19 protein-coding genes are annotated in these 23,395 nt (G+C 36.8%); 7 read left to right on the plus strand and 12 right to left on the minus strand.

What is annotated here, in order from left to right; translation table 11 throughout:
* Positions 1-11: 11 nt before the first annotated feature.
* The 6 genes from KBP46_RS06755 to KBP46_RS06780 form a co-directional block, all read right to left on the minus strand.
* On the minus strand, positions 12-824 hold the full coding sequence (locus tag KBP46_RS06755; RefSeq protein ID WP_216444975.1) for a siderophore-interacting protein: 813 nt from the start codon (positions 822-824) through the stop codon (positions 12-14).
* 104 nt (positions 825-928) lie between these two features.
* Entirely contained in the window at positions 929-3,139 is a 2,211-nt protein-coding gene (locus KBP46_RS06760) for a TonB-dependent receptor (RefSeq protein ID WP_216444976.1), read from the minus strand.
* A 348-nt stretch (positions 3,140-3,487) separates the two neighbouring features.
* Complete coding sequence (locus KBP46_RS06765) at positions 3,488-5,080, minus strand: MFS transporter (RefSeq protein ID WP_216444977.1); 1,593 nt, start codon at positions 5,078-5,080, stop codon at positions 3,488-3,490.
* Positions 5,081-5,182: 102 nt separating this feature from the next.
* Complete coding sequence (locus tag KBP46_RS06770) at positions 5,183-6,301, minus strand: HlyD family secretion protein (protein WP_216444978.1); 1,119 nt, start codon at positions 6,299-6,301, stop codon at positions 5,183-5,185.
* 22 nt (positions 6,302-6,323) lie between these two features.
* Positions 6,324-7,634, minus strand: coding sequence for a TolC family protein (locus tag KBP46_RS06775; protein WP_062670847.1), 1,311 nt, complete (start codon positions 7,632-7,634; stop codon positions 6,324-6,326).
* Between the two features lie 89 nt (positions 7,635-7,723).
* Positions 7,724-8,569, minus strand: coding sequence for an AraC family transcriptional regulator (locus tag KBP46_RS06780; protein WP_062670849.1), 846 nt, complete (start codon positions 8,567-8,569; stop codon positions 7,724-7,726).
* Between the two features lie 74 nt (positions 8,570-8,643).
* Here KBP46_RS06780 and KBP46_RS06785 point away from each other — a divergent pair, with 74 nt between their 5' ends.
* The gene (locus KBP46_RS06785) at positions 8,644-9,117 is read left to right on the plus strand and encodes a DUF962 domain-containing protein (protein WP_120230558.1); all 474 of its coding nucleotides are present in this window, start codon (positions 8,644-8,646) and stop codon (positions 9,115-9,117) included.
* Here the strand turns inward: KBP46_RS06785 and KBP46_RS06790 are convergent.
* Positions 9,114-10,181: a DUF2891 domain-containing protein gene (locus KBP46_RS06790; protein WP_062670853.1), complete on the minus strand. Its 1,068-nt coding sequence runs from the start codon at positions 10,179-10,181 to the stop codon at positions 9,114-9,116. The genes KBP46_RS06785 and KBP46_RS06790 overlap by 4 nt on opposite strands.
* Positions 10,182-10,361: 180 nt before the next feature.
* Here KBP46_RS06790 and KBP46_RS06795 point away from each other — a divergent pair, with 180 nt between their 5' ends.
* On the plus strand, positions 10,362-11,255 hold the full coding sequence (locus KBP46_RS06795; RefSeq protein ID WP_216444979.1) for a DUF4349 domain-containing protein: 894 nt from the start codon (positions 10,362-10,364) through the stop codon (positions 11,253-11,255).
* A gap of 135 nt (positions 11,256-11,390) precedes the next feature.
* Here the strand turns inward: KBP46_RS06795 and KBP46_RS06800 are convergent, their stop codons facing one another.
* The 4 genes from KBP46_RS06800 to dnaA form a co-directional block, all read right to left on the minus strand.
* Positions 11,391-13,193 carry a lytic polysaccharide monooxygenase gene (locus tag KBP46_RS06800; RefSeq protein WP_216444980.1) on the minus strand — a complete coding sequence of 601 codons (1,803 nt, stop codon included), beginning with the start codon at positions 13,191-13,193 and terminating at the stop codon, positions 11,391-11,393.
* Between the two features lie 450 nt (positions 13,194-13,643).
* On the minus strand, positions 13,644-14,342 hold the full coding sequence (locus tag KBP46_RS06805) for an SAM-dependent methyltransferase (protein WP_034695928.1): 699 nt from the start codon (positions 14,340-14,342) through the stop codon (positions 13,644-13,646).
* Between the two features lie 66 nt (positions 14,343-14,408).
* The gene (locus tag KBP46_RS06810; RefSeq protein WP_216444981.1) at positions 14,409-14,858 is read right to left on the minus strand and encodes a low molecular weight protein-tyrosine-phosphatase; all 450 of its coding nucleotides are present in this window, start codon (positions 14,856-14,858) and stop codon (positions 14,409-14,411) included.
* A gap of 100 nt (positions 14,859-14,958) precedes the next feature.
* Positions 14,959-16,413 carry a chromosomal replication initiator protein DnaA gene (gene dnaA / locus KBP46_RS06815; protein ID WP_002980474.1) on the minus strand — a complete coding sequence of 485 codons (1,455 nt, stop codon included), beginning with the start codon at positions 16,411-16,413 and terminating at the stop codon, positions 14,959-14,961.
* A 136-nt stretch (positions 16,414-16,549) separates the two neighbouring features.
* On the opposite strand from dnaA, the gene KBP46_RS06820 reads away from it, so the two are divergent.
* The 5 genes from KBP46_RS06820 (at position 16,550) to KBP46_RS06840 (ending at position 22,065) form a co-directional block, all read left to right on the plus strand.
* Positions 16,550-16,960 (plus strand): thioesterase family protein, encoded by a 411-nt coding sequence (locus KBP46_RS06820; protein ID WP_062670861.1) that lies wholly within the window; start codon positions 16,550-16,552, stop codon positions 16,958-16,960.
* A gap of 285 nt (positions 16,961-17,245) precedes the next feature.
* On the plus strand, positions 17,246-18,094 hold the full coding sequence (gene pheA / locus KBP46_RS06825) for a prephenate dehydratase (protein WP_120230553.1): 849 nt from the start codon (positions 17,246-17,248) through the stop codon (positions 18,092-18,094).
* A gap of 359 nt (positions 18,095-18,453) precedes the next feature.
* Positions 18,454-19,164 carry a hypothetical protein gene (locus KBP46_RS06830; RefSeq protein ID WP_120230552.1) on the plus strand — a complete coding sequence of 237 codons (711 nt, stop codon included), beginning with the start codon at positions 18,454-18,456 and terminating at the stop codon, positions 19,162-19,164.
* A 112-nt stretch (positions 19,165-19,276) separates the two neighbouring features.
* The gene (locus tag KBP46_RS06835; RefSeq protein ID WP_216444982.1) at positions 19,277-21,511 is read left to right on the plus strand and encodes a DUF2339 domain-containing protein; all 2,235 of its coding nucleotides are present in this window, start codon (positions 19,277-19,279) and stop codon (positions 21,509-21,511) included.
* A 116-nt stretch (positions 21,512-21,627) separates the two neighbouring features.
* Positions 21,628-22,065, plus strand: a complete 438-nt coding sequence (locus tag KBP46_RS06840) for a hypothetical protein (protein ID WP_062670870.1) — start codon at positions 21,628-21,630, stop codon at positions 22,063-22,065.
* A 45-nt stretch (positions 22,066-22,110) separates the two neighbouring features.
* Here the strand turns inward: KBP46_RS06840 and KBP46_RS06845 are convergent, their stop codons facing one another.
* The gene (locus KBP46_RS06845; RefSeq protein WP_123277993.1) at positions 22,111-23,388 is read right to left on the minus strand and encodes a replication-associated recombination protein A; all 1,278 of its coding nucleotides are present in this window, start codon (positions 23,386-23,388) and stop codon (positions 22,111-22,113) included.
* Between the last annotated feature and the right edge of the window lie 7 nt (positions 23,389-23,395).

Here is a 23,395-nt window from a genome sequence, read left to right on the forward strand (position 1 = left end):
ATCCTTGCCCTCTACTCCATCGAATCCTTCTCCTTATGTCTGTCAGCCTGAGATTCGTTTTCTGCTACGCCTGCTTTCCAGTAAGAATAAGCGTACAATTCCTGGGAAGTCCAGTTTTTCTCTTTTCTCAGATAGGTACGGATTTCTTTCACACTTGAGAATTCACAGGCTACATAACCAAACTTTGTTGATTCCGGAATTTCAATACTTTTTACCGCATTTGAAATTTCACTGCTGATCTGAGGCTGTGGATTGTGTAACCATTTAAAATCAATCTGAGCATTGGTTTCAAGCAATTGTTCGTCTTCTTTTCCGTGAACTTCAATGATACAAATACCTTTTGCCGTTTCAGGAAGTGTTTCCAGAATAGCACTGATCACCGGAATAGCTGTAGCATCTCCTACCAGCAGATACCAATCAGCTGCCGGATACAATTTTTTTCCTTCCAGACGCATCATCACTCCAAGCTTTGAACCTGCTTCAGCTTCTCTTACCCATCTGGAGGCTGGTCCACCATCTCCGTGGTCTACAAAATCGATGATCAGTTCATTTTTTTCCAGATCAATTCCTCTGTGGGTATAAGTTCTGATTGCAGGAGCCACTTCTTTAGGTGGATACACCCATTGATGATTTTCATCCAGTGTGGGAAAATGAACCTCATTCAGTCCGGCCGGAGGAACTGCGATCTTATTATTATCTCCCACCATGGTATTTTGGAACAAATGAACTTCCGGTGAGTACAAATACACTCTGATAAAATGGTCAGTAATGTATTCTTTTCTGGTGACTTCGGCAACGATCTGCCCTGTTGAAATTTTAGCCATAACTGATTTTTTTAAATTAAAATCCGGTTTCCGATTGATTCAGAAACCGGATTTGAAATACAATATGTTTTCAGATCAGGGTATTTTAAATCCCGATCATTTTTTTAAAATTCAAAAGTGTAAGAAAGGTTGAATGTTCTTCCTCTTCCTTTATAATTAAACAGTTCCGGAAGTCCGTAAGTAGCATATAAAACCTGGGAACGTTTGCTCCAGATCGTCTGGTAATCGGTATTAAACAGGTTCTGAATTCCTAAGTTGAATTTTCCCCAGTTGAAACGGTATCCCATCATCAGATCTGATGTATTATAGCCTTCCACTACATTATTAAGCTCGTCTTTCTGCTTGAAATTCTGTAACGACTGGAATCTGAATGACCAGTTCTTAATATTATACCCGATATACGTCACCAATTTTGAAGGGGAAGCATTGTAAATTTCCTGCTTCTGCCATTCTCCGTCTTTGTCTACTTCAGATTTAATCAAAAGTCCGCTGGCACCGAAATACACTCCATTGCTTAAAGAATAGGAAACCTCAGCTTCAATTCCCATATTTCTTAATTTCAAATCATTCACAAGAATCTGGAACGTCTTTTTATCTACAGCAACGGTTTTGTCTGAGTTACTCAAAAATCCTGCAATCTGAGCTCTTAGACCTCCTCTGTTCACACGGTATCCTACTTCAAACTGATTGGTTTTGATAGCCTGAAGCGGTTGTTCTTTCACATTGATACTGGATACTACATCCCAGTTTGTTCCTACCAATTTGTACTGTCCTATTCCATAAAATTTGGCAGGATCTGCTAAGCTTGCTCCCTGGGAAAATGTTCCCCAAACCTGATGCTGCTCATTGAATTTATATAATAAACCTGCATTAGCTAAAGTCACATTATAAGAACTTTCACCTCCGGGAATTGCCGATGCTGAATTTCCATACCCCATAGCAATCTGTGTCTGCTGCTCTGAGCCTACAAAATCATCCATTTTTACGTTGATATGCTGATAGCGGATTCCGGCATTCAGTTGTAATTTGGGAAGAATATTGTATTTTGCCTGAACATATCCTGCATAACTCTGTGAATGATTGGTTGGATATCTGCCAAGGCTGTATTTTGTTTCATTGATTAAACCTCCACTGGACATTGTTTTGGCAATATCATAAACAGACTGTGTTCCTTCAAATTTTTCAAAATCGAAATCTGCTCCGTAAGTAACATTTAAGCCTCTCCATGATTTTGACAACAAAGCTTTAATCCCGGAATAATAAGTATCTTGCTGCGAAGAAGACATATAAGGTATTTTTCCCGTCTGTAAGGTAACATTTCCCGGGAATGGATAGAATCCTAATTTTTCACCTCGGGTAGCCAATTGCACATATAAATCCTGGCCACCTAAAATTCCGTTTCCGTTATACGCTACGGTTGCCATATAACGTTCCGTTCCTACATTTTTATCGGATGAGAAACCATCTCTCATTTCCAGCAATGAAGCATTTTTTGTAGTAAATGCACTTAAATTTTCACCTAGAAATAAGCTTCTGTCTCCATTAAATTTAGAGTTGTAATACTGAACAGAGGCTGTTATTTTATGTTTATTGTTAAACTGATATCCTCCCGTAGCCAAAATGTCAATGGATTGGTTATACTGAAGATCGGTCTGGGTAATATCAGTAAAAAGCTGTTTCTGATCTGCCCCGTAAACACCTCCATTCTGCTGATAGGCTACTCCCAATCTTCCAAAGAACTTATCTCCTTTTGCGGCAATAGACTGAGCAGCACGGAAGTCATGGTCATCTTTTCCCATAAATCCTGTACGTACACCCAGTTCAGTTTCACCGCTGATTCCTTTTTTGGAAGGTGTTTTTGTAATGATATTGATAATACCACCGGTAGCGTTACCTCCATAAATTGAACTTGCTCCTGAAAGCACTTCAATTCTTTCGATATTAAAAGGATCAATAGCATCCAGCTGACGGCTGATCGCACGAATACTGTTCAGAGAAACGCCGTCTATCATCACCAAGGCAGAACGTCCTCTCATATTCTGACCATAATTGGTTCTTCCCTGCGGACCGATATCCATAGAAGGTATCAGAATTGATAACATTTCTTTGATCGGAACTCCACTTTTGGCTTGTTCCTGAATTTTTTCTTTCTGTACGACCCAAACTGTTCCCGGAACTTCAGAGATTTTTGTTGGTTTTCTGGAGGCTACGATTACCACATCTTCAATACCTTTGGAGGCAATAGAATCTTTTACGGTCTGGGAAAGCATTAGTCCCGAAACTAAAAGACCTATGAATGCATACTGCTTTTTCATTCTTTCTACTCAACGTTTTATAATCTTGCAAAGATAATTCTTATTTAGAAAGAATAAAAATAACCAAACATGAAATTTTCCCTTATTTTATGATAGTAAACCTCTTTTACAGAAAAGTTTTCTAAATCCGGATATATATACACCATTAAGAAGGATTTAAGGAATAAAGTATAGTTAAGATAAATCATTCTGTTTTTTCAGCTTAAGGCGAAGCTCATCTTAATACTCTAAATACCTTACTACAATCTTAATGTTTCCAAAAAGTTTAAAATTTGATATCTTCTTAAAAACGTAAAATCCCAGCCCAACTAAGGACCAGGATTTTACTGGTAAAAACAAGGTTTCTTTTTATACTGCAGGACCTGCAGCATCTTTTATTTCTTCTAATAATTTTTTTCTTTCGCGAAGTCTTCTTCTCGCAATGACCGATTTACCGCCAAGAACTCTTACAAATCTGAAATACTGGAATCGTTTTGCTCCGAAATGATGAGTCGCAACATAAATCAGTACTCCAAATCCGACTAAAATAATATATCCGAATATTTTCTTGGTGGCGATGATAATGGCATTAAGCTGAATGGCTTTCATATTGGCTGCTACATTCTGAGGAGTCACCGTCATTCCATCCATATAAACAGCAAGATCTCCTATTGCCGTAACCTGAAAACGGTATTGAAACCAGGAATATAAAGTTGAAAAAATTCCTACGGCAAGAAAAGTTCTCCAAACCAATACAAGCCCGATGGCCGCCAGCATTTCATCCATTTCAAGCTTATCCAGCGTATAAAACCATACGGAGATAAACAATGAACACATTCCGTAGCCCTTTAAAAACATAGGCAGATACCAGTTGTCATAACTGAATTCCAGAACCATAGAAAAATACATGATAATGGCATATGCAACCATTGCTGCAAAACCTGAAAAAATGTACATTTTCAAAGGTTTTTCTTTTTTGAACCAGAAAATGGCTATGATTCCTGCTAAAATAATTCCTGGAATCATCAGTAGACTCAGCCTGGTATTGGTCAATTGATCATATCCCAAAACTCCTACCGCAAACATATTCTGAATAGAAGCTGTTCCCAGAAACATTCCCAGCCAGAAAAGCATGAACAAACCGTGCTGCACATTATTTTTGGTGAAAATTTTGAATGAAAGATACGGGCGTTTTAAGGTCAGCTGACGGATAGAAAGCAGTGCAAAACTGACAAAAGCTGCAATACTTCCATAGATGATGTTCCTGGAGTTGAACCAGTCCTGCTGTCTTCCAAATGAATACACATAAGCCGAAAACATGAATGTTGAGATGAAAAGCAAAATACTCAGCCAGTCAATATAATGCAGGGGAACTTTTAATGCAAAATATTTGTCATGCATAAAAATCCAGTGTATCAATGCTAAAATAAAGCATAAAACAGCTGTAAGCAGGTAGAACTGCTGCCAGTTGTAAAGAAGGGCAAACTCAGCAGCATAATAGGTTGCCACCTGGTTCATGACAAGAACGAATGTATAGAAAGCTCCATAAAATACTCCACGATTTCCAATCATGACCATCAATGGCAGAAACAGTTCTATGGTAACCATCATTTTCATAAAGCCAATCATTAAAGAAGTAAAAATAAAAATCATTGGCTGTAAAGTAGTCCCGTTCACGTAGCTCAGCAACCCTAAAAGTACCAGAAGCAACACCATCTTGTCCCTTACTTTGAATCTCATTTTGATTCTTAGGACAACAGGCATGCAAGCTCCCATCCCAATGGTAGTGGCGTAATTGGCCCACATAAAATATTCTGTCATGGCACCCGTTCCGCTTACAAGAGAACTGATATTTCCTGTATACACCCCGCCGATGGGCATTACCACAGCAAGTAGTAATACAATCAGCAGCAGCTGTACGGGTTTCGGTACCCAATCGCTATATAATCCTTTGTTGTACATGATTTTTTAGGGAATAGACTTCAGATATCAGATGGCAGACTTTCGACATTCAACCTTAGCTTCCCATACGCATGATGTCTGAAATCTGATATCTTCCATCTTTTAGTCTTTATTAATATTCACATTCATATTCATTCCGGCACTCAGTTTATCCAGATCTTCTTTTTTGTTGGAATCGGTAAACTCTATTCTTACAGGAATTCTCTGTTGTACTTTGATAAAGTTTCCGGTAGAGTTATCTGTAGGTACATTTGAATATCTTGAACCGGTAGCTGCAGAAACTGCTGTGACTACTCCTTCGAATTTTTTACCGCCCAAAGCATCGGCTGTCATGAAAATTTTTTCTCCTACTTTGATATTCGGCATCTGGCTTTCCAGGAAGTTGGCAGTTACCCACTTCTGACCATTCAGAACGATTGTTGCCACCTGCTGGCCTGGTTGGATCAACTGACCTTCAGAAATTGTTCTTCTTCCCATCACTCCATCATACGGTGCCGTAATAACAGTATAAGAAAGGTTGATCCTTGCCATATCCAGAGCAGATTTTGTTCTTTTAATTTCGGCATCATTAATTCCTAATCTGCTTTTCACTTCAGTAGTGGAAAGGTTTGCGGATTGCTTTTGATTCACTAAAGTTTCATAAGCCGCCTTTTGAGCATCATATTCTGTTTTTACCTGATCATACTGCTGTCTGGTAACGGCTTCAGCTGCCAAAAGGTTTTTATATCTATTTAAATTCTGTTCAGCATTCCATAATCTCGCTTTTGCACCTGCGATATTAGACTGCATGACGTTGATATTGTTGGAAACCGTGTTCACTGAAGAACTTGTTGCCGTTTTCTGAGCCATTGCATTCTGATAAGCAGCTTCTGCCTGCCCCAATTGAGTAAGAATCTCACGTTCGTCAAGAATTACCAGTGTATCTCCTTTTTTCACACGCTGATGTTCGATAAACTTAATTTCTTTGATATAAGCAGAAACTCTCGTATTGATAGGGTTAATAAATTCCTCTACCTGAGCCGCTTCCGTGTAGGTTTTGCTTCCGATATGGAAATATTCACGAATTAACCAGAATAATCCGAATCCGATCACCAGAAAAACGATGATGTTGGAAATGATGGCTCTGATTTTATTCGTTTTATTTTTCTTTTTCTTATTTTCTACAGCAGATGCTGCCGGAGTTGGTGTTGTATTTTGAGTAGTTTGTCCCTTGTTTTCCATTGTTGATTTTCAGTTTTAAAAATTAAAGTGTTCCTGTAGATTTCAAAAGGTTGTAGTACTGATACAGAACATTGATTTCTGCATTTGCATAATCCAGTTCTGACTGTAGTTTCTGGTTCTGCGCATCAATCATTTCTGCCTGCACAGCCAGTTGGTTAAGATATTTGGCTTCCGTAATTTTGTAGTTTTCTTCAGCCAGTCTTTTGGAATCATTCAGAATATCTGCCTGCTGAATCGCTTCCTGATATTTAGTATAGGCTGCATTCACTGCCATATCTACATTCTGCTGTACCAGAGTCATGGCGTCATTCGCCTGATTCTTTTGCAGCTCACCTAATTTCACTTTTTCCTTTGTTTTAAAAAGAGTATCTATATTATAGCTCAAAGAAACTCCGGTCTGCCAGCCTCCTGAATACATATCCAAAACAGGGTTTCTTGTTGTAATCGGTCTTTGCAGCGTATATCCTCCGAACCCTGCCACCGTAGGCGCATTATCCGTTTTTATAATCTCTATATTTTTATCTGCAACAGCAATATTTTTTTGAGCCGATTTCAGTAACGGATTGCTTTCATGGGCAAGATCTGTATAATACTCCATACCTATTCCGGATTCTTTATTTTCGAGGCTTTCCGTAGGGATAATCTCCGTATCAGAGGATAGGCCTAATGCAATATTCAGATTATAATTAAGGATTTTCTTATTATTCGTAAGGGTAAGAATTCCCTGGTCCAGATTTTTGATGGCCAATTCGCCACGAATTACCTCGTTTCTTGTGACCATTCCCTGCTGATAAAACTTCTGGATATTTTTCAGACGTTCCAGAGCCAGTTTTTTGTTATTCTGAAATACTTCTTCCTGATTGATGATTTTATAGACATCCAGATAATTGGAAATCACTAAAAATTTCACATCCTGTTTATTTTTCTCTAAATCCAGTTCCGAAAGCTGTTCACGAAGCCCTGCCATTTCAATAGATTTATTCACCAATCCTCCTTTGAAGATCAGCTGTGTTGCCTGTACAGCATACGAACTTCCGTAATGCGGCATCGGAACGTTTGTAGAATTTGAAAAATCTTTATCAATGGCTACTGCATCTCCTAAGTAGAACTGGCTTGTAGAAGCTGTAATGGTAGGAAGTTTCTGAAGCTTAACCACATTGGTGTTCTGCTTTGCAATATCAATATTCTGTGCGGAGACTTTGAGCTGCTGGTGATTCTGAACAGCGAGTTCTGCCACCTCACCTGCAGTCATCTGCTTAATCTGTTGTGAAAAAAACAGCGCAGGAAAAGCTGCTATCAATACAGATAGTGCTGTTTTTATTTTCTTTGTCATTTTACCTTGTTTTACAGATGCAAAGTTAGGTCAACAACAAAATCAATCAAATGTTTGATTTTTGGAAAAAGATGTTCAAATGTAAGATTTTAATTTTCGAACTGATGTCTGTACTGTGTAGGGCTTACCTCAAGATGCTTCTTAAAAAAATGAGAAAATGAGTATTGATCGCTGAATCCGAGGATAGAAGAAATCTCCGAAACCGGTTTACTAGAAGAGTTTAAGAGTACTTTCGCTTCATTGATGACAATTAAAGCAATAATCTGGCTTGCAGACTTACCTGTGATGGTCTTGACCACAGAGGAAAGATGTCTGGTTGTAATGGATTGCCGTTCGGCATAAAATTCCACTGTCCTTTCTGTAAGATGATGTTCCGAAAGATCGGTAAGAAATACAAATACGATTTCTTCCTGTCTGGACATCTGATTCAAAGAACTGTTATCTTCCTTGGAAATAATTCCTGCCATCTGGTAACAAAAAACAGAGAAAAGATGCTCTACCATTTCTTTTTTATAGAGCATTTCAGTATCAGAATCCAGGATATATTTCAGGAAATTGACGCTTTTCCAAACGACTTCCATTTCGTCTTCAGGAAAAGGAACTCCTTTATTCATCTGCTGTCTGAAATATCGGTAAGTAATCAGCCGATTAAATTTCAATGATAAGGCAGAGATAAACTCTCTTTTGTAAGAAACCATTCTCGACTGAAAGTCATCCGTTACTCCCACCACTTCATAAATGGTCTGCGGATCGGTTACCATAAACATATTGGCAGAAACTTCAAGATCACTGAAATGCTGACGAAGTTTTATAGTCCCTGATTTAATAAATATAAATGCAGGATTTTCAGGACGGAAAGGTTTACCGACAGCGATTCTCTCGAAAATATTTCTTTCCGTAAAAATATCAACGCCAAATTTTTCAAGGGCAGACATAAGACAAATGTAAGCAATCTTACCAGTGATTACAAAATTTTATTATTTTAGCAGGAATCCAATTTCCCTTCAGCATGAGAAAGGTTGATCTATTATTTGCAGAATACAGTAAAAGCCATAGAAACGCGACCAACAAGTTCATTCACTGGATTTGTGTGCCTTTAATCTTCTGGACAATTCTAGGCTTTGCCTCCCTGATTCCCTCTCCACATTTCTGCGCTTCCTACTTCGGATGTGCAAGTATTATAAGCCTTTTGGTGATTACTCTGATCACTTTATTCTATATACGACTGTCTTTTCTGATCGCTATTATGATGATTGTGATCATGCTGGTCATGGAACATTTCATCTATCTTACCAATATCAGTGTCGGAAAACAATCATGGATAGTTTATCTTTCTGTATTCATTATCACATGGATTTTCCAGTTTATAGGGCATAAAATTGAAGGGAAAAAGCCTACTTTCCTCAAAGACCTTCAGTTTCTTCTGATAGGACCAATATGGCTTTTAGGCTTTATTCTTAAAAAGACAGGAATCAGATACTAGTCTTCCAAAGCATAAACCGCAAAACTGGCCAGCCAGTGGTCTCCACCATAATTTCCCTGGAAAAGCAGAGGTAATCCATTATTGAGAAATACATCTGCTGTCTTTCTGAAGTCTTTTTTCAAGGGATGATTGGTAGGAAGTGCCTTTGAAATTCCTTTCATACACCATGCTTTAGAAAAAGACAATCCTACGAGGTGAACCGTCTGATAATCGCTCAGATCACTTACCACAGGGATTTTTTCAACATTTTCCAGACTTCTTTTTTCGTAGAAAGCATTCAGCCACTGTACAAATTCTTTTTGAGGAAGCACTCTTCGCATCAGATCTGCAATTTCCAGACTTGGCGAGAAGAAATCTGAACCATCCGGTTCCAGATAAGCAGGTGTTTTCTGATCTTTTAAGAAAAAGTATTTAGCCTTTTCCATCAGCTGATTTTCGAAGTCTTTATCTTTATTGGCCCTTGCCCAATCTATCGCAAATGCCATAGCAAATGCAGTATTAGGGTGAACTCCGGTTCTGTTGGGATAAGTTTGTTTGGGAAGATAGGTCTTCCAGGATTTCAGAATCTGATCTGTTAACGGTTTCAGGTTTTGATGCCATATTTTAGCTTTCGGATGATCCCAGGTTGTGAGTTCTTCATCCAGTTTTAAAATCCACGCCCAGCCATAGGTTCTTTCAAAAGTTCCTGTCAGCTGATATTTTGTAAAGTAATCTGCTTCTGTCTGCAGTTTTTCTTTCTGAAATGATTCATCCAGAATTTTTTCAATCTCTCTGGCATTGGACAGATTAGGTTTTGTTTTTAAAAGTCTTGTCAGCATCCAATGTCCGTGAACAGAGCTATGCCAGTCGAAACATCCATAAAAACTAGGGTGAAGATCTTTAGGAGTTAAAGGAACTTCGCCTGCATTATTGATGATATGCGCTGTTTTATTCGGATATTCCTGATTGATACAATGAAGAGGTTTGTCGGATAATTTTATCGCCATCTCGTCTGTAAGTTTCGGAATTTCCTGGGCATACATCAGAAATGGAGAAAACACAAATGCTAAAAGACTTTTTTTCATGAATTAAAAATAGAAATAAATTACCAGTTCTCGTAATTTTTCAAGTTGGTTTTCCAGCATTTCTTCTATTTACTGATTTGATATTAAATTTTTTGTTTCATTTTAATTTTTTAATCAATCTTACCCATAATCATTTTTGTGCACACTTTTTGATCATACCCATAAAAAACTAATTAACCCATGAAAAAAATTATTTTACTGTTATCAGGTCTTATTCTGATCAATTGCAGCAAATCAGGTGGTGAAAAACAGGAAGTGAAAGCCGACCTGATGGAAGTTCTAACTGAAGATAGAACACCTTCTCCTGCAGCGGCGCCTCCACCTCCACCACTTCCTATCTCTGAAAAGGTAGTTTCTGATGAAAATGGAACCAACAAAGATGTTCACCCCTCAAAGAAAACAGATATAATCTCCAAAAAAATCATCAAAAACGGAGATATGAAGATTCAAGTGGGTGATATTAAAAAAACACAGAGCCAGGTTAATGAAATCATTAGAAAAAACAATGCTTATATCCAGAAAGAAGAGTTTCAAAATACGGATATGGATGATAACCTTAGTCTGATTATCCGTGTACCTCATAAAAATTTTGATGCTCTGATCAATTCTTTTTCAAATGGAGTAGGAACTGTTTTATCTAAAAATATTTCATCCAATGATGTCACAGAGGAATATACCGATGTAGCAATAAAGCTGGCCAATAAAAAGATATATCTTGAAAAATACCGTGATATGCTTAAAAAGGCTGCTACTACGAAAGATATGCTGGAAATCCAGGAAAATATCCGTGAGCTGGAAGATGAGATCGATGTAGCAGAAGGCAGACTTCGTTTTATTGATGACCGGGTGAATTACAGTACACTGAATTTGAATTTATACAAAGAAAAAGTGAGAAGTTCCGCCACTTCAAAAATAGGTTTTGGAAGCCGCTTTATGGATTCTCTGACGCAAGGCTGGAACAGTTTTGTAAGCTTTATGCTGGGAATGGTTTCATTATGGCCATTCTTTCTGCTTGTCCCCATTATTATTTTCCTTTGGAGAAAGTGGAGATCAGGGAAGAAAAATAAAAATTAAATGATAAAAAATCCGGGCATCTTCGATGCCCGGATTTTTACTGCATTATCAACAATTTATCCTGTTTCCAGTACTTGTTTAAAATCAATAACAATGCAATAGCCTTGTTAACAGCTGTTAAATATTTTTGAAAATTTACTTTCTGATGGTTTTGGTAATACGGGTTCCATCTTTATACTGAATCTTTACAAAATAGATTCCAGACTGAAGTCGGCTGATATTCATACTATTCTGTTCCGGATTCATGAAAGTCATGATCTGAAGTCCGTGAGGCGTGATGACATCTACCCTGCTTATTTTACCATAATAAGTTTCTGGTGCAAAATTGATCATATGTTCCGATACAATAATTGAAAGATCATTCTCTTTGTTAGCAAGAGACGATGTTTTGCAACTTTGACCTTCATTACAGTCATTTACCACTTTCCAGACAGCGTTACTTCCCGGTGCTTCTCCAGGATTTGCATACCATTTGTTTTCCCAGATTTTGCAGGCATGAAAAACCTTTATTCCTGCCGTTGGATAGGTTTTTGAAGGATCATATTCCTGTGCTCCACAATACGTAACCGGACCACTGGATTCACAACCAGGACCTTCGATACAAGTACTTATTTCTTCCCATACCATATTGACTCCAGGTAGTTCTCCCGGATTTGCATACCATTTGTTTTTCCAGATTTTACAGGAATAAAAGACTTTCGTTCCGGCTGTAGGATATGCGTTGGCAGCGTTATACTGCTCTGCTCCACAATAAGATTGACCATTTCCGGATGTAACTTTCTTAGTTCTGATTTTTAATTCATTGCTGGCATCAGATAACTGATCGTTCATGGCAACCGATTTAACCGTGTAACGATATTCTGTGTCTTGTGCCAATCCTGTTCGTAAAAAGTTTGTTTGTACAGTCTCTCCTACCTTGATCCCATTTTCAAAGATCTGGTAGTTTTTGATGCCCTGTGAATGGGTAGATGCCATCCACATGAGTGAAACTGAATTTTCAGTAACTTCCATTGAATGGAGGTTTGATGGTGCTGTAGGTTTTTCAATAGTACCTTCACTATTAGTTTTTATATTGAGTGGCGCACTTTTTCCTGACGTAAGTCCTGAAGAGCCTTTCGCCTGTATTTCATAGGTATAAATTGTGTTAGCAGTTAAGCCTGTATCCTGAAAAGTAGGTGTACTTACCTGTTGAATATTTTGTCCGTTGCGGAAAACATTATAGGACACTGCATCTGATTGCGTATTCCAGCTTATTTTAGCCGAAGAGCTTGTTACTCCTACTTGTGTTAATCCTGTAGGTGTAGCGGGTGCAGAAACTCCTGTTCCGGAGGTTACGTTCACATCAATTACATTATAGAATGCATTGGTGGTATCTGCTACATCCCAGACTGCTAAAATAATATGGTAGCCCGTACGGTTGGTAGGAACTGTAATCTGATGAGAAACATTGTCCTGTGGTGGTGTTCCATTATGCATAACTGTACCTATAAGTTCAAGATCCTGGCGGGAAAGCGGCTGATTGGGATTCCAACCCTGCTTTGTCATATAATAATGCCATTTCGCTGTCGCATGGTACGCCGAGTATTTCCAGATAAAGGCATTCACACCAGTGGAGATATTGGTTTTCTTCCAACGGTCGGCAGTCTGTATGTCCAGTGTAGTGTCTCCACCGATGCTTCCATTAGCAGAGGCGATCTTTCCATCTGCAGGACCAGCCGCAGGAAACCCTTTTGGGGCTTCAAGAGATCCTGGTTCATTAATAACAGATCCATAGATACTAAATGCAGCAGAATAACCTAGTGCAGCCTTATCAAGGCTTCCTTGATATCCTCTGGAGGCAGGACTCAGTACATATCCGTGCGCAGACAGATGAATTAAAGATGGTACCAGCATCGCCAGCATCAGCAATAGCGCAAAAAAAAATTTACTCGTCTTCATAACTAAATATTTTGGTGTTATTGATTAATCTTCCGTAAAACTATTTTCTGAAACCCTTTTTCTCGATATAACTAAAGAAATAGAAAAGAAAACAGCTTTAATTCATTAAATAATTTGAATTGTATAATTTTTAATAAAAAAACAAATTAGACTAAATGAAGTAGTCAATATTTCATATTAAAACATAAAATTACAATTCATAACATCTTATATTTAACATATAGTCACAATATGTTAAAACATAAATATACAAAAAACCACTTAATTAATCACACTTTATTGAAATATTTTTTTATATGAATTGATTGATAACAGAGGGTAGAGAGAAATGAAAATATAAAATGATGTCAGTTATATAATTTGCAAGCAGTACTGAAAACTATTTAATAAAAAAGCTGAAAGAATTGATCATTCTCTCAGCCAGTAGATTATATTCACAAAGAATTCAAGTTATTTCCCAAGTACGAAGACTGCAGGAATTTTATGAAGTTCCGGCTTTTGTTTCTGCCAGTCTTTTATGGTTTTTGTTTTGATGAATTCGTGTTCCGGATCGTTGATATTAGCTGCAATACAAAGCTTTGTATTCGGTGACAAAAACTTACACAAATCTTCAAACAGCTGGTTATTCCGGTAAGGTGTTTCCATGAAAATCTGAGAATATCCTGTTTTCTGTACAAGACTTTCCAGGTTCATGATCTGCTTCTTTTTCTCTCCTTTATCAATAGGAAGATAACCATGGAAGGTGAATTCCTGCCCATTAAAACCACTGGAAATCAAGGCAAGAATAATGGATGAAGGTCCTGAAACAGGAACTACTCTGATATTTTTTTCATGACACCATTTCACAATCAGATTTCCGGGATCTGCAATACATGGCAGTCCTGCTTCTGATAGTAATCCGAAGTCCTGCCCTTTCAGCATGAGCTCCTGAGCCTCCTTAATATCTGCATTTTCTGTGTATTTATCCAATAGAAATAACTTCAGATCAGCCTGTTTTTTTTCGGGAGCGAAAAATTTAACAACTTTTCGAGCTGTCTTCTCATTTTCCACAAAGAAATAGTCCGTCTGCATGATATAATCCTTCAGAACAGGGGAAAAGTGGTTGATAGAAGTATTTTCTGATAAATAAGCAGGGAGTAAAAAAAGCATTGTATTATTTTTTTAGTTCTTTCGTTAAGTGAAGGTTGTGGGAAATATTTTGCATTTTCATGCTTATTATTTTGATAATTGATTTTTGATAGCCTCACACCCTTTATCCAAAAGCTGGAAAACCTTTTCAAAATCGTTCATATCGCCCCAATAAGGATCCGGCACTTCAGCATTTTTGTGATCTCCCAACACCTCTAAAAACAAGGAAACTTTCTGACGTTCTTCTTCATTTTTAGTTTTAGAAACCACATCTTCCATTACAGCAATATCCATACAGTAAATTTTATCAAAGGTTTCAAAATCTTTTCTGGTGATGGGCCTTGATCTTTGTCTGGATATATCGATATAATGATTAGCAGCCGTTTTAATAGCTCTTTTATCAGGATGTTCACCTTCATGCATTGAAATAGTTCCGGCAGAATCTACCATATAATGATCCGGTAGTTTTGCTTTCATAATTCCTTCCGCCAATGGGCTTCTGCATATATTTCCCAGACAAACCATTAATAATTTCATATCCTGTGTATTTAAAAAGAGTTTTTTGTCACGACAAAACTAAATAAAAAATGAAGAATAAAACTATCCTTCATTTTAATTTATGTAAGCTCAACCTTAATTATTGTTTGATTCTTTCAGTAAGGTCTTTTACGTATTTCTTGATTTCTTTATCTATTTTAGAAACGTCTTTGATGGTATCACAGGCATACATTACTGTAGAGTGATCTTTTCCACCCATTTCTTCACCAATTTTAGTAAATGTAGAATTGGTAAATTCTTTGGAGAAGTACATGGCAAGCTGTCTTGGCAATGCAATTTCTCTTTTTCTTGTTTTTGAAAGCAGCTGTTCTTTTTTGATTCCAAAATAATCACAAACCACTTCCTGAATATAAGGGATATTAATAACCTTCTTCTGATTCGCAGCAATTCTGTTGATGGTTTCCTTAAGTAACTCAAGACTAAGATCTCTCTTATATACGGTAGAGTATGCAATCACAGAGTTGATAACCCCGATAAGCTCTCTCACATTCGTTTTTGCTTCGGCAGCAAGGAAGTCAAGCATATCTCCCGGAAGAACAATTCCGTCTCTGCTTAGTTTATCTTCAATAATCTGTCTTCTTGTCGATAGATCCGGAGATTTGATTTCTGCAGAAAGTCCCCATTTAAAACGGGAAACAATTCTGTCCTGGATATCCATAATATCAGCAGGTGCTTTATCAGAAGTAAGGATAATCTGTTTTCCGTTCTGGTGAAGGTGATCAAAAATATGGAAGAAACTGTCCTGTGTAGCTGATTTTCCGGATAAGAACTGAATATCATCAATAATCAGTACATCTACCATTTGATAGAAATTCGCAAACTCAGTCTGCTTATGAGCTTTAGCCGCAGAGATAAACTGCTGGATAAATTTTTCAGAAGACAGATAAAGAACTACTTTATCAGGAAACTGATTTTTTACTTCAAGACCCACCGCCTGTCCTAAGTGAGTTTTACCAACTCCATAACCTCCATATAAAAATAAAGGGTTGAATGCTGTTGCTCCAGGTCTTTTTGCAATGGATCTGGCTACAGTGGCTGCAAATTTATTGCTTTCTCCTTCTACATAACTATCAAATGAATAGTCAGGCTTCAGGTTAGAATCTATGTTTACTTTTCTAATACCAGGAACTACAAACGGGTTTACAATATTAGCAGAAAAACCTTGTGGCATGGTTTCCTGTGTTTTCGGAGTAGGAACGCTTTGTCCCTTGATGTTCATGGTAACAGGCTTTTCTTCACCTTTTGGTCTGTTTTCCATTACAGAATACCATAATTTCACTCCTTTTCCAATATTTTTCTTCAGGGCAGCAGAAAGTAAGGACAGGTAATTGTCCTCTATATATTCCTTGTAAAAATCGCTTGGTACGATCAACGTAAGGTTGTTGGCCACCAACGAAAGCGGCTGAACCTTATCGAATAGCATATCGAAAGATTTTTCAAGTTTTTTAAGGTCAGAATTGTCTTCAGCAGCGTTCAGGTTATCGCGCATAAACTGAAGGCATTTCTGCCATATCATCATTAAATTGTCATCCATTTTTTAAGCCCCGATTATTCTTTGTTTGTACTGTGTTTAGAAGGAAGACAAAGGTCCAATATTTTCTTTTCAAAAAAAAATATTGCAGGTATTGATTATTTAAAAATATATTTGTATGTATAATTTAACCCGTAAAATGATACACACAACACACTCAATACGAGTACGTTACGCAGAAACAGATCCGATGAAATATGTATACTATGGAAACTATGCAACGTACTTCGAAGTAGCGAGAGTTGAACTCTTCAGAAGCATAGGAATTTCATACGATGAAATTGAAAACCAAGGAATTTGGCTGCCGGTTTCGGACTACAAAATTAAATATATCCGCCCTGCTTTATATGATCAAAAATTAGAAATTCATACTTATGTTAAAAAAATTCCAGGGGTAAGGATTGAATTTGAGTATGAAATTTACAATGAAGAGCATACTAAAATAACAGAAGCCTCCACTACTCTATTTTTTCTGGATGCAAAAACCAATAAAGTGATCAAGTGCCCGGATTTCCTGATGGATCTGATTGAAAAGAACTGGAAAGGATAGATGCCAGATAGTAGGTTGCAGGTAGTAGGTGGTAGGAATTAGGAAATACCCGACGAAATATTAATGGAAGAGATTAATGTGAATGGTGAATTTTTGATAGAGCCAAGATGTCTATCTCAAATTATCCGGTCACAAAATAAACCCGCAACTCACAAACCATAACTATTAATTCACAACTAACAAGATTACACGTTAAACTCTAAATTTTGAACTCTATCCCTCCCTATTTATGAATTAATTCGCACCTTTGTACCCTTATTATAATCATCCCTTATATATTATATTATGAAGATTGCATTTTTGGGACCTCATGCCAGTTTTACCCAGCTTGCTACAGCACAGCTTTTCCCTGATGACGAAATAGTACCACAAGCCAGCATTCTGGATTGTTTTAATGCCGTTGAAAACGGAGAGGTAATAAAAGCAGTAGTACCTTTGGAAAACTCTATTGAAGGAACCGTCTCTATGACGCTGGATTATTTGTATAAGACTCCGTCTATTAAAATTGAAGCAGAAGCAGTAATGCCTATTGCCCATCATCTGATGATTCATCCGGAAAATTCTATTGAGAATATTGAGAGAATATATTCACATCCGCAAGCCCTTGCACAGAGCTTTCACTTTCTGGATACCCATTATAAAGAAATTCCAAAACAGGACTTTTCCTCAACTGCAGCCGCTGCCAAGTTTGTTTCTGAGAATCCGGAGACTCCTATTGCTGCGGTAGCCAATCAGTTTGCAGCCAATTTATATGGTTTGAATATAGTGAATCGTAATATTCAGGATTTCGAACAGAACCACACGCGATTTATCATCATTTCTAAAGAGCAGAATAAATACCAGAATGATAAACTGGAAACATTGGGTGAAAAATCAGGTATGCTGATCACTCTTCCCGAAGATCATCCCGGTGGATTGCATCAGGTATTATCTGTTTTTGCATGGAGAAAAATGAATCTCAGTAAGATTGAATCCAGAACATTAAAAACAGGACTGGGAAATTATTTCTTCTTTATCAATGTTGAAGGACCATGGGAAGAAGTCTTACATGAAAATGCATTGAAAGAGCTTGAGTCAATCCATGCCAATGTAGATTTTCTTGGGAATTACAAAGAATTTCTTCTGGAAAGCTAGAAAAAAACTAAATCTGTAAAAAAACACTGCCATTAAGCAGTGTTTTTTTTATTTACACTATAAAAAAACAAAATCTTAAAAACTTTTACAATAGATTACCATAATGACAACATCATCTGTTTAATTAAAAAATAACCCACACAATGGAGAGAATTATTTTTTATCAAAACCCTGATAAACAAAGTATTATAACAAAATTAAATATAATAAGTCGTAATTAAATTATATGGAAATATCAATCAAAATATAAACATATGTTTAAAGATATTACATCATATTAATGTTAAAAATGAAAATATCACAATGTAGAGTATAATTTTTATTGTATATTTGCTTAGCAACTAATTAAAATCTTGATCATGAAAACTAAACTTTACAGCTTAATGTTAGCATGTGCGACGTTACCATTATTCTCGCAAGTAGGTATCAATACAGCAACCCCATCCGCAACCTTAGACGTTAACGGGACACTGAAAGTTCGTGACACTCCCGCCGCTACAGCACTACCCGGATATCAAATTTTAGCAGTTAACCAGGGAACCACACAAGTGTTTTCGGTAGACCCGTCATTATTAAGCGCAGCTGCAGGAACCAACACATCTGTATATTCTGCAAAAAAAACAACAGGTATCACGCTTCTGAATTTAGGAGTTTTACCATCTGATTTCCAACCTGTCAGTTTTGTACAAGCGGATAGAACTATAGGAAGCGCAGCTTTGTTTACAAATGCTGACGGTTCTTATAATATTCCGTCCACTGGAGTATATGCGGTAGGATTCGCGTTCAGATACGGAACAGGATTACAGGCTTCATTACTATCAGGAACACCTGGTATTGCCATTGCAAGAACCAGATCATCAGTAACCACCTTGATAGACACACGTCCCTTCAGTGGTGTTAACCTTGCATTAGCAGTTAACTTAACACTTTCCGATTCCAGCATTAATTCTTTGTATTCATTCCAGGCGGGTGACAAAATATCTTTCGGACTTGTAGATTCCGGTGTTGTCACAGCAGGATTATTAGGATCCAGTATTGCATCATTCTACGTTTACAAAGTATCAAACTAGTAAAAACATATTGTTAGTTATCTATACCATTTAACCCATCGCTTATACCGCGATGGGTTAATTTTTTAATAGCATATTAAACATTTCTTTATATTTGATAAAAACTAATGAAATGAATGAATTTGTTGCGGCTATCATCTTTATCATTATCTTCATCATTTTCAATAATCTGAATACCAAAATCAGAAAGTTGGAAAAGGAGATTTCAGATCTTAATTATAAAATCAATAATACTCCTCCGGCTCAGACTGAAGTAATTCATAAGAAAAACTCAACAGAAGAGACATCCTTCCCTCAGCAAGAGCAATCTCCGCTGGTTCATTATCAAAATATACAACCCAGTGAAGTAAATGAAAACATTTCAACACCAGTTCAAAAAGACTGGCTTGCTCCTGTTTCTGATTTTTTAAAACAAAACGCACTTACCATTATCGGTATTTTTACCCTTGTTCTCGGAATTGGTTATTTTGTAAAATACGCTATTGATAAAAACTGGATTGGAGAAGCAGCAAGAGCGGGAATCGGTTTTTGTATCGGAGCAGGAATTATTATAACCGGACATTTTCTCAGAAAAAATTACCAGGCTTTTTCTTCCATTATTACAGGAGGCGGTGCTGCTGTTCTGTATTTCACAGCCACCATTGCCTTTCGTGAATATCATCTGTTTACCCAAAATACAGCTTTTATTATAACAGCACTGATTACCGCAGCCTCTATCATCCTGTCCTATTACTATAAAAATGAAGTATTGATTATCTTTTCACTGATTGGAGGTTTTGCAGCTCCCTTGATGATCAGCACAGGACAAAGTAACTACCTTTTCCTTTTTATTTATATTACCCTTTTAAATACAGGAATGCTGGCAACCTCTTTTCTGCAACACTGGAAAAGCGTGGGATGGACAGCTTATATTTTTACAACAGGATATCTCTTCTTTTGGACTAATGAAAGTCCTGAACTTTTAAGCATTACTTTTTATTTGATCAGTTATCTGATTTTCTACATTTTTGCCCTGCATGATTACTTCAGAAGAAATATACTTTCAACCTCTGATATTTTAATACTTGCTCTCGCTAATTTTTCAAGTATCCTGGGGCTTCTTTACATTTTTGATACATTAAAATATGACCCTCCGATTGTTTTCCCACTTATTTTTGCTGCTGTAAACGCTATTTTACTTTTCAGAGAATACACCCGCAAAAGCTTTGGAGTAGCTTATTCTGTATTTGCAGGGCTTGTTACCAGCCTTATAACAATTGCAGTTGCTATTCAGTTTAAAACGCATCTCATCACCAGTATCTGGGCCATAGAAACCACCCTGCTTCTTTTTATCTGGAAAAAAACAGGTCATAAGATTTTCAAAACCTTCTTTTATATCCTGTTTCCATTGGTGATAATCGCCCAGCTTATAACCTGGACTGAATATTTTGGAACAAAAGATTTCAATATCATATTCAATCCTCCATTCATCACCAGTTCCTTTACTATTGTTTCCATCATGATTAATCTGTATTTACTAAGAAACACCGTGAAAGAAACACAGGAAAAAAGCAATAACATTTTTGAAGATCTTATTACCGCGATCAGTTATGGGGTTATCTATATAACTTTTCTTCTTGAAATCACTTATCATATTTCGGAAATGCCCTGGTCAGCCATTACCAGCACAGGACTTTTATTCAGTATTTATTATATTTTCATTTTATTGCTTTTCAGAAAACTGCTCAGCATCAGAAATGATGTTCAAAACCTACTAATTTATCTGTTTTTCTTCCTGTTCGTAATAAATACATCGGTTTCGACTCTTTCAGTTGTGACCGCTGTCTTAACAAAAAAGCTCAATTTAAGTTTTTATTTTCTTCATCTTCTGCAATGGATTCCTTTTATATATATAGGATACAGAATTATTCCTACTTCAGCGTTTCACAAGCAAAAGATTTCTTACTGGATACAGGCTCTGGCACTAATCATTTCTGTAAGCTGCGAGCTGCACCATTCTTATATTTTAATGGTTTCCAATAATCTTCGTCATTCTTATAAAGCGAGTGAACATTTCAATATTCTTTATCTTCCTATAATATGGACAATTCTTGCCAGTATATTTATTTATAAAGGCTTGAAAAAGAGTATCCAGGAATACAACAAGATTGGCTTTGCATTGATAGGTCTGATGGTATTAAAACTTTATGGGTATGATGTATGGCAAATGGATAATATTTCAAGAATAAGTGCCTTTATTGCTCTCGGAATCATTTTATTATTAAGCTCATTTGCTTTTCAACGCCTGAAAAATATGATCAGAAATATGGTGGATAAAAAAGACAAAACAGAAGAAAACACCGACTGACAATCAGGGAAAAAGTTTTTATTTCTAAATAGAATGTAAAACAATTCGAGATTTTATTCAGATTTTATAAAAAATAACTATATTTATCACGTTTTTAACAGTTACATATTCTGATTATGAAAAAACTATTCTATTCTTTTTTACTACTATCTTCTGCTACTTTATTGGCACAGCAAAAAAATCCTGCAGTAAAGTTTGCAGTGGCCGATAATGCCATTGGGACAGTAGAATTGTTCAATACCAAAAAGAACGTATTGCAGGTTTCAAAGGTATACAATACTCCAGCTAGTCTTCCCCAAAGCTTAAAAAAATACAGTTCTGTTTTTACAAAAGGCGTAACTGAATATAAGTTTAAAAACGGAGAAAATGTACTTGACAGAATGGCATTATCCAATATGAATGTTCAATATAATATCCCAGCAGATAATCCTGTATTTATTGAAGGATATGAATTTGCAGACACCAACACTTTGATATATCCTGAAATCAAGAAAAGAACAGAAACTAAAGATTACAACGGTAAGAAAACATTATTTATTTACACTACCGAATAATTAATAACATAAAAAAGGATGTCGTTTTTACAACATCCTTTTTTATTAGTATTTATTGTTCCACTTTTTCTTGAGCTCTTCGTAAATCTTCTTTTCCGTAGAATTATTTCCCGGCTCATATAGTTTCACATTCCTGATTTCTTCCGGAAGAAAATCCTGTTCCACAAAGTTTCCTTCATAAGAATGGGCATATTTGTATTCTTTTCCGTAATCAAGGTCTTTCATCAATTTAGTAGGTGCATTCCTCAAATGAAGAGGTACCGGCAGGTTGCCCGTCTGCTTTACCAGAGCCAACGCATCATTGATAGCCATATAGGCAGAATTACTTTTGGGTGAAACCGCAAGATATACGGCTGTTTCACTTAGTATAATCCTTGCCTCAGGGTTTCCGATAACATTGATTGCCTGGAAGCAATTATTGGCGACCACCAAAGCGTTAGGATTCGCCAACCCTACATCTTCAGCAGCAAGAATAAGCATTCTCCTTGCGATAAACTTGATATCTTCTCCCCCGGCAATCATTCTCGCCAGCCAATACACTGCTCCATTAGGATCACCTCCACGCATGGATTTGATAAAGGCTGAGATAATGTCATAATGTTGCTCTCCGTTCTTATCATAAAGAGCCATCGTCTCCTGAAGAACTTCCAGTACATCAGAATTAATAATTTCAGTTGTACCCGAATTTTTATATTGATTCAAAACCAATTCTACAGAATTGATCAGTTTTCTGGCATCACCACCTGAGTATTGAATAAAAGCTTCTTTCTCAAGGATTTTAAAATCTGTTCCTTCATCTTTATTGTATCTTTCCGAAGCTATGTCTATTAATTCCTCCAGCTTTTCATAACTTAATGCTTTTAAAATATAAACCTGACTTCTTGAAAGTAATGCCGATACTACTTCAAAACTCGGATTTTCGGTAGTCGCACCAATCAATACAATCCAGCCTTTTTCTACCGCATGCAATAATGAATCCTGCTGCGATTTATTAAACCTGTGAATCTCATCAATAAACAAGATAGGTGATTTTCCGGAGAACAGATTCTGCTTTTTTGCATCTTCAATCACATCACGTACATCTTTCACACCGGAAGAAACAGCAGAAAGCTTATAAAATTTTCTCCCCGACTGTTCTGAGATAATTTCAGCCAGCGTTGTTTTTCCTGTTCCCGGAGGCCCCCATAAAATCAACGAATTCAAGGTATTATTTTCAATCATTTTTCTGATTGTTCCTTTATCGCCGGTAAGGTGCTCCTGTCCTAATACATCTTTCAGGGTTTTAGGTCTTAATTTTTCAGCTAATGGAATATTTTGATTCAAAGTACTT

This window comes from Chryseobacterium sp. PCH239 (genome assembly GCF_018924625.1).
Classification (GTDB): domain Bacteria; phylum Bacteroidota; class Bacteroidia; order Flavobacteriales; family Weeksellaceae; genus Chryseobacterium; species Chryseobacterium cucumeris.

Excerpts from the sequence above, each read along its gene's own strand:
- KBP46_RS06755 (WP_216444975.1), bottom strand. The coding sequence starts at position 824 with ATGGCTAAAATTTCAACAGGGCAGATCGTTGCCGAAGTCACCAGAAAA.
- KBP46_RS06760 (WP_216444976.1), bottom strand. The coding sequence starts at position 3,139 with ATGAAAAAGCAGTATGCATTCATAGGTCTTTTAGTTTCGGGACTAATG.
- KBP46_RS06765 (WP_216444977.1), bottom strand. The coding sequence starts at position 5,080 with ATGTACAACAAAGGATTATATAGCGATTGGGTACCGAAACCCGTACAG.
- KBP46_RS06770 (WP_216444978.1), bottom strand. The coding sequence starts at position 6,301 with ATGGAAAACAAGGGACAAACTACTCAAAATACAACACCAACTCCGGCA.
- KBP46_RS06775 (WP_062670847.1), bottom strand. The coding sequence starts at position 7,634 with ATGACAAAGAAAATAAAAACAGCACTATCTGTATTGATAGCAGCTTTT.
- KBP46_RS06780 (WP_062670849.1), bottom strand. The coding sequence starts at position 8,569 with ATGTCTGCCCTTGAAAAATTTGGCGTTGATATTTTTACGGAAAGAAAT.
- KBP46_RS06785 (WP_120230558.1), top strand. The coding sequence starts at position 8,644 with ATGAGAAAGGTTGATCTATTATTTGCAGAATACAGTAAAAGCCATAGA.
- KBP46_RS06790 (WP_062670853.1), bottom strand. The coding sequence starts at position 10,181 with ATGAAAAAAAGTCTTTTAGCATTTGTGTTTTCTCCATTTCTGATGTAT.
- KBP46_RS06795 (WP_216444979.1), top strand. The coding sequence starts at position 10,362 with ATGAAAAAAATTATTTTACTGTTATCAGGTCTTATTCTGATCAATTGC.
- KBP46_RS06800 (WP_216444980.1), bottom strand. The coding sequence starts at position 13,193 with ATGAAGACGAGTAAATTTTTTTTTGCGCTATTGCTGATGCTGGCGATG.
- KBP46_RS06805 (WP_034695928.1), bottom strand. The coding sequence starts at position 14,342 with ATGCTTTTTTTACTCCCTGCTTATTTATCAGAAAATACTTCTATCAAC.
- KBP46_RS06810 (WP_216444981.1), bottom strand. The coding sequence starts at position 14,858 with ATGAAATTATTAATGGTTTGTCTGGGAAATATATGCAGAAGCCCATTG.
- dnaA (WP_002980474.1), bottom strand. The coding sequence starts at position 16,413 with ATGGATGACAATTTAATGATGATATGGCAGAAATGCCTTCAGTTTATG.
- KBP46_RS06820 (WP_062670861.1), top strand. The coding sequence starts at position 16,550 with ATGATACACACAACACACTCAATACGAGTACGTTACGCAGAAACAGAT.
- pheA (WP_120230553.1), top strand. The coding sequence starts at position 17,246 with ATGAAGATTGCATTTTTGGGACCTCATGCCAGTTTTACCCAGCTTGCT.
- KBP46_RS06830 (WP_120230552.1), top strand. The coding sequence starts at position 18,454 with ATGAAAACTAAACTTTACAGCTTAATGTTAGCATGTGCGACGTTACCA.
- KBP46_RS06835 (WP_216444982.1), top strand. The coding sequence starts at position 19,277 with ATGAATGAATTTGTTGCGGCTATCATCTTTATCATTATCTTCATCATT.
- KBP46_RS06840 (WP_062670870.1), top strand. The coding sequence starts at position 21,628 with ATGAAAAAACTATTCTATTCTTTTTTACTACTATCTTCTGCTACTTTA.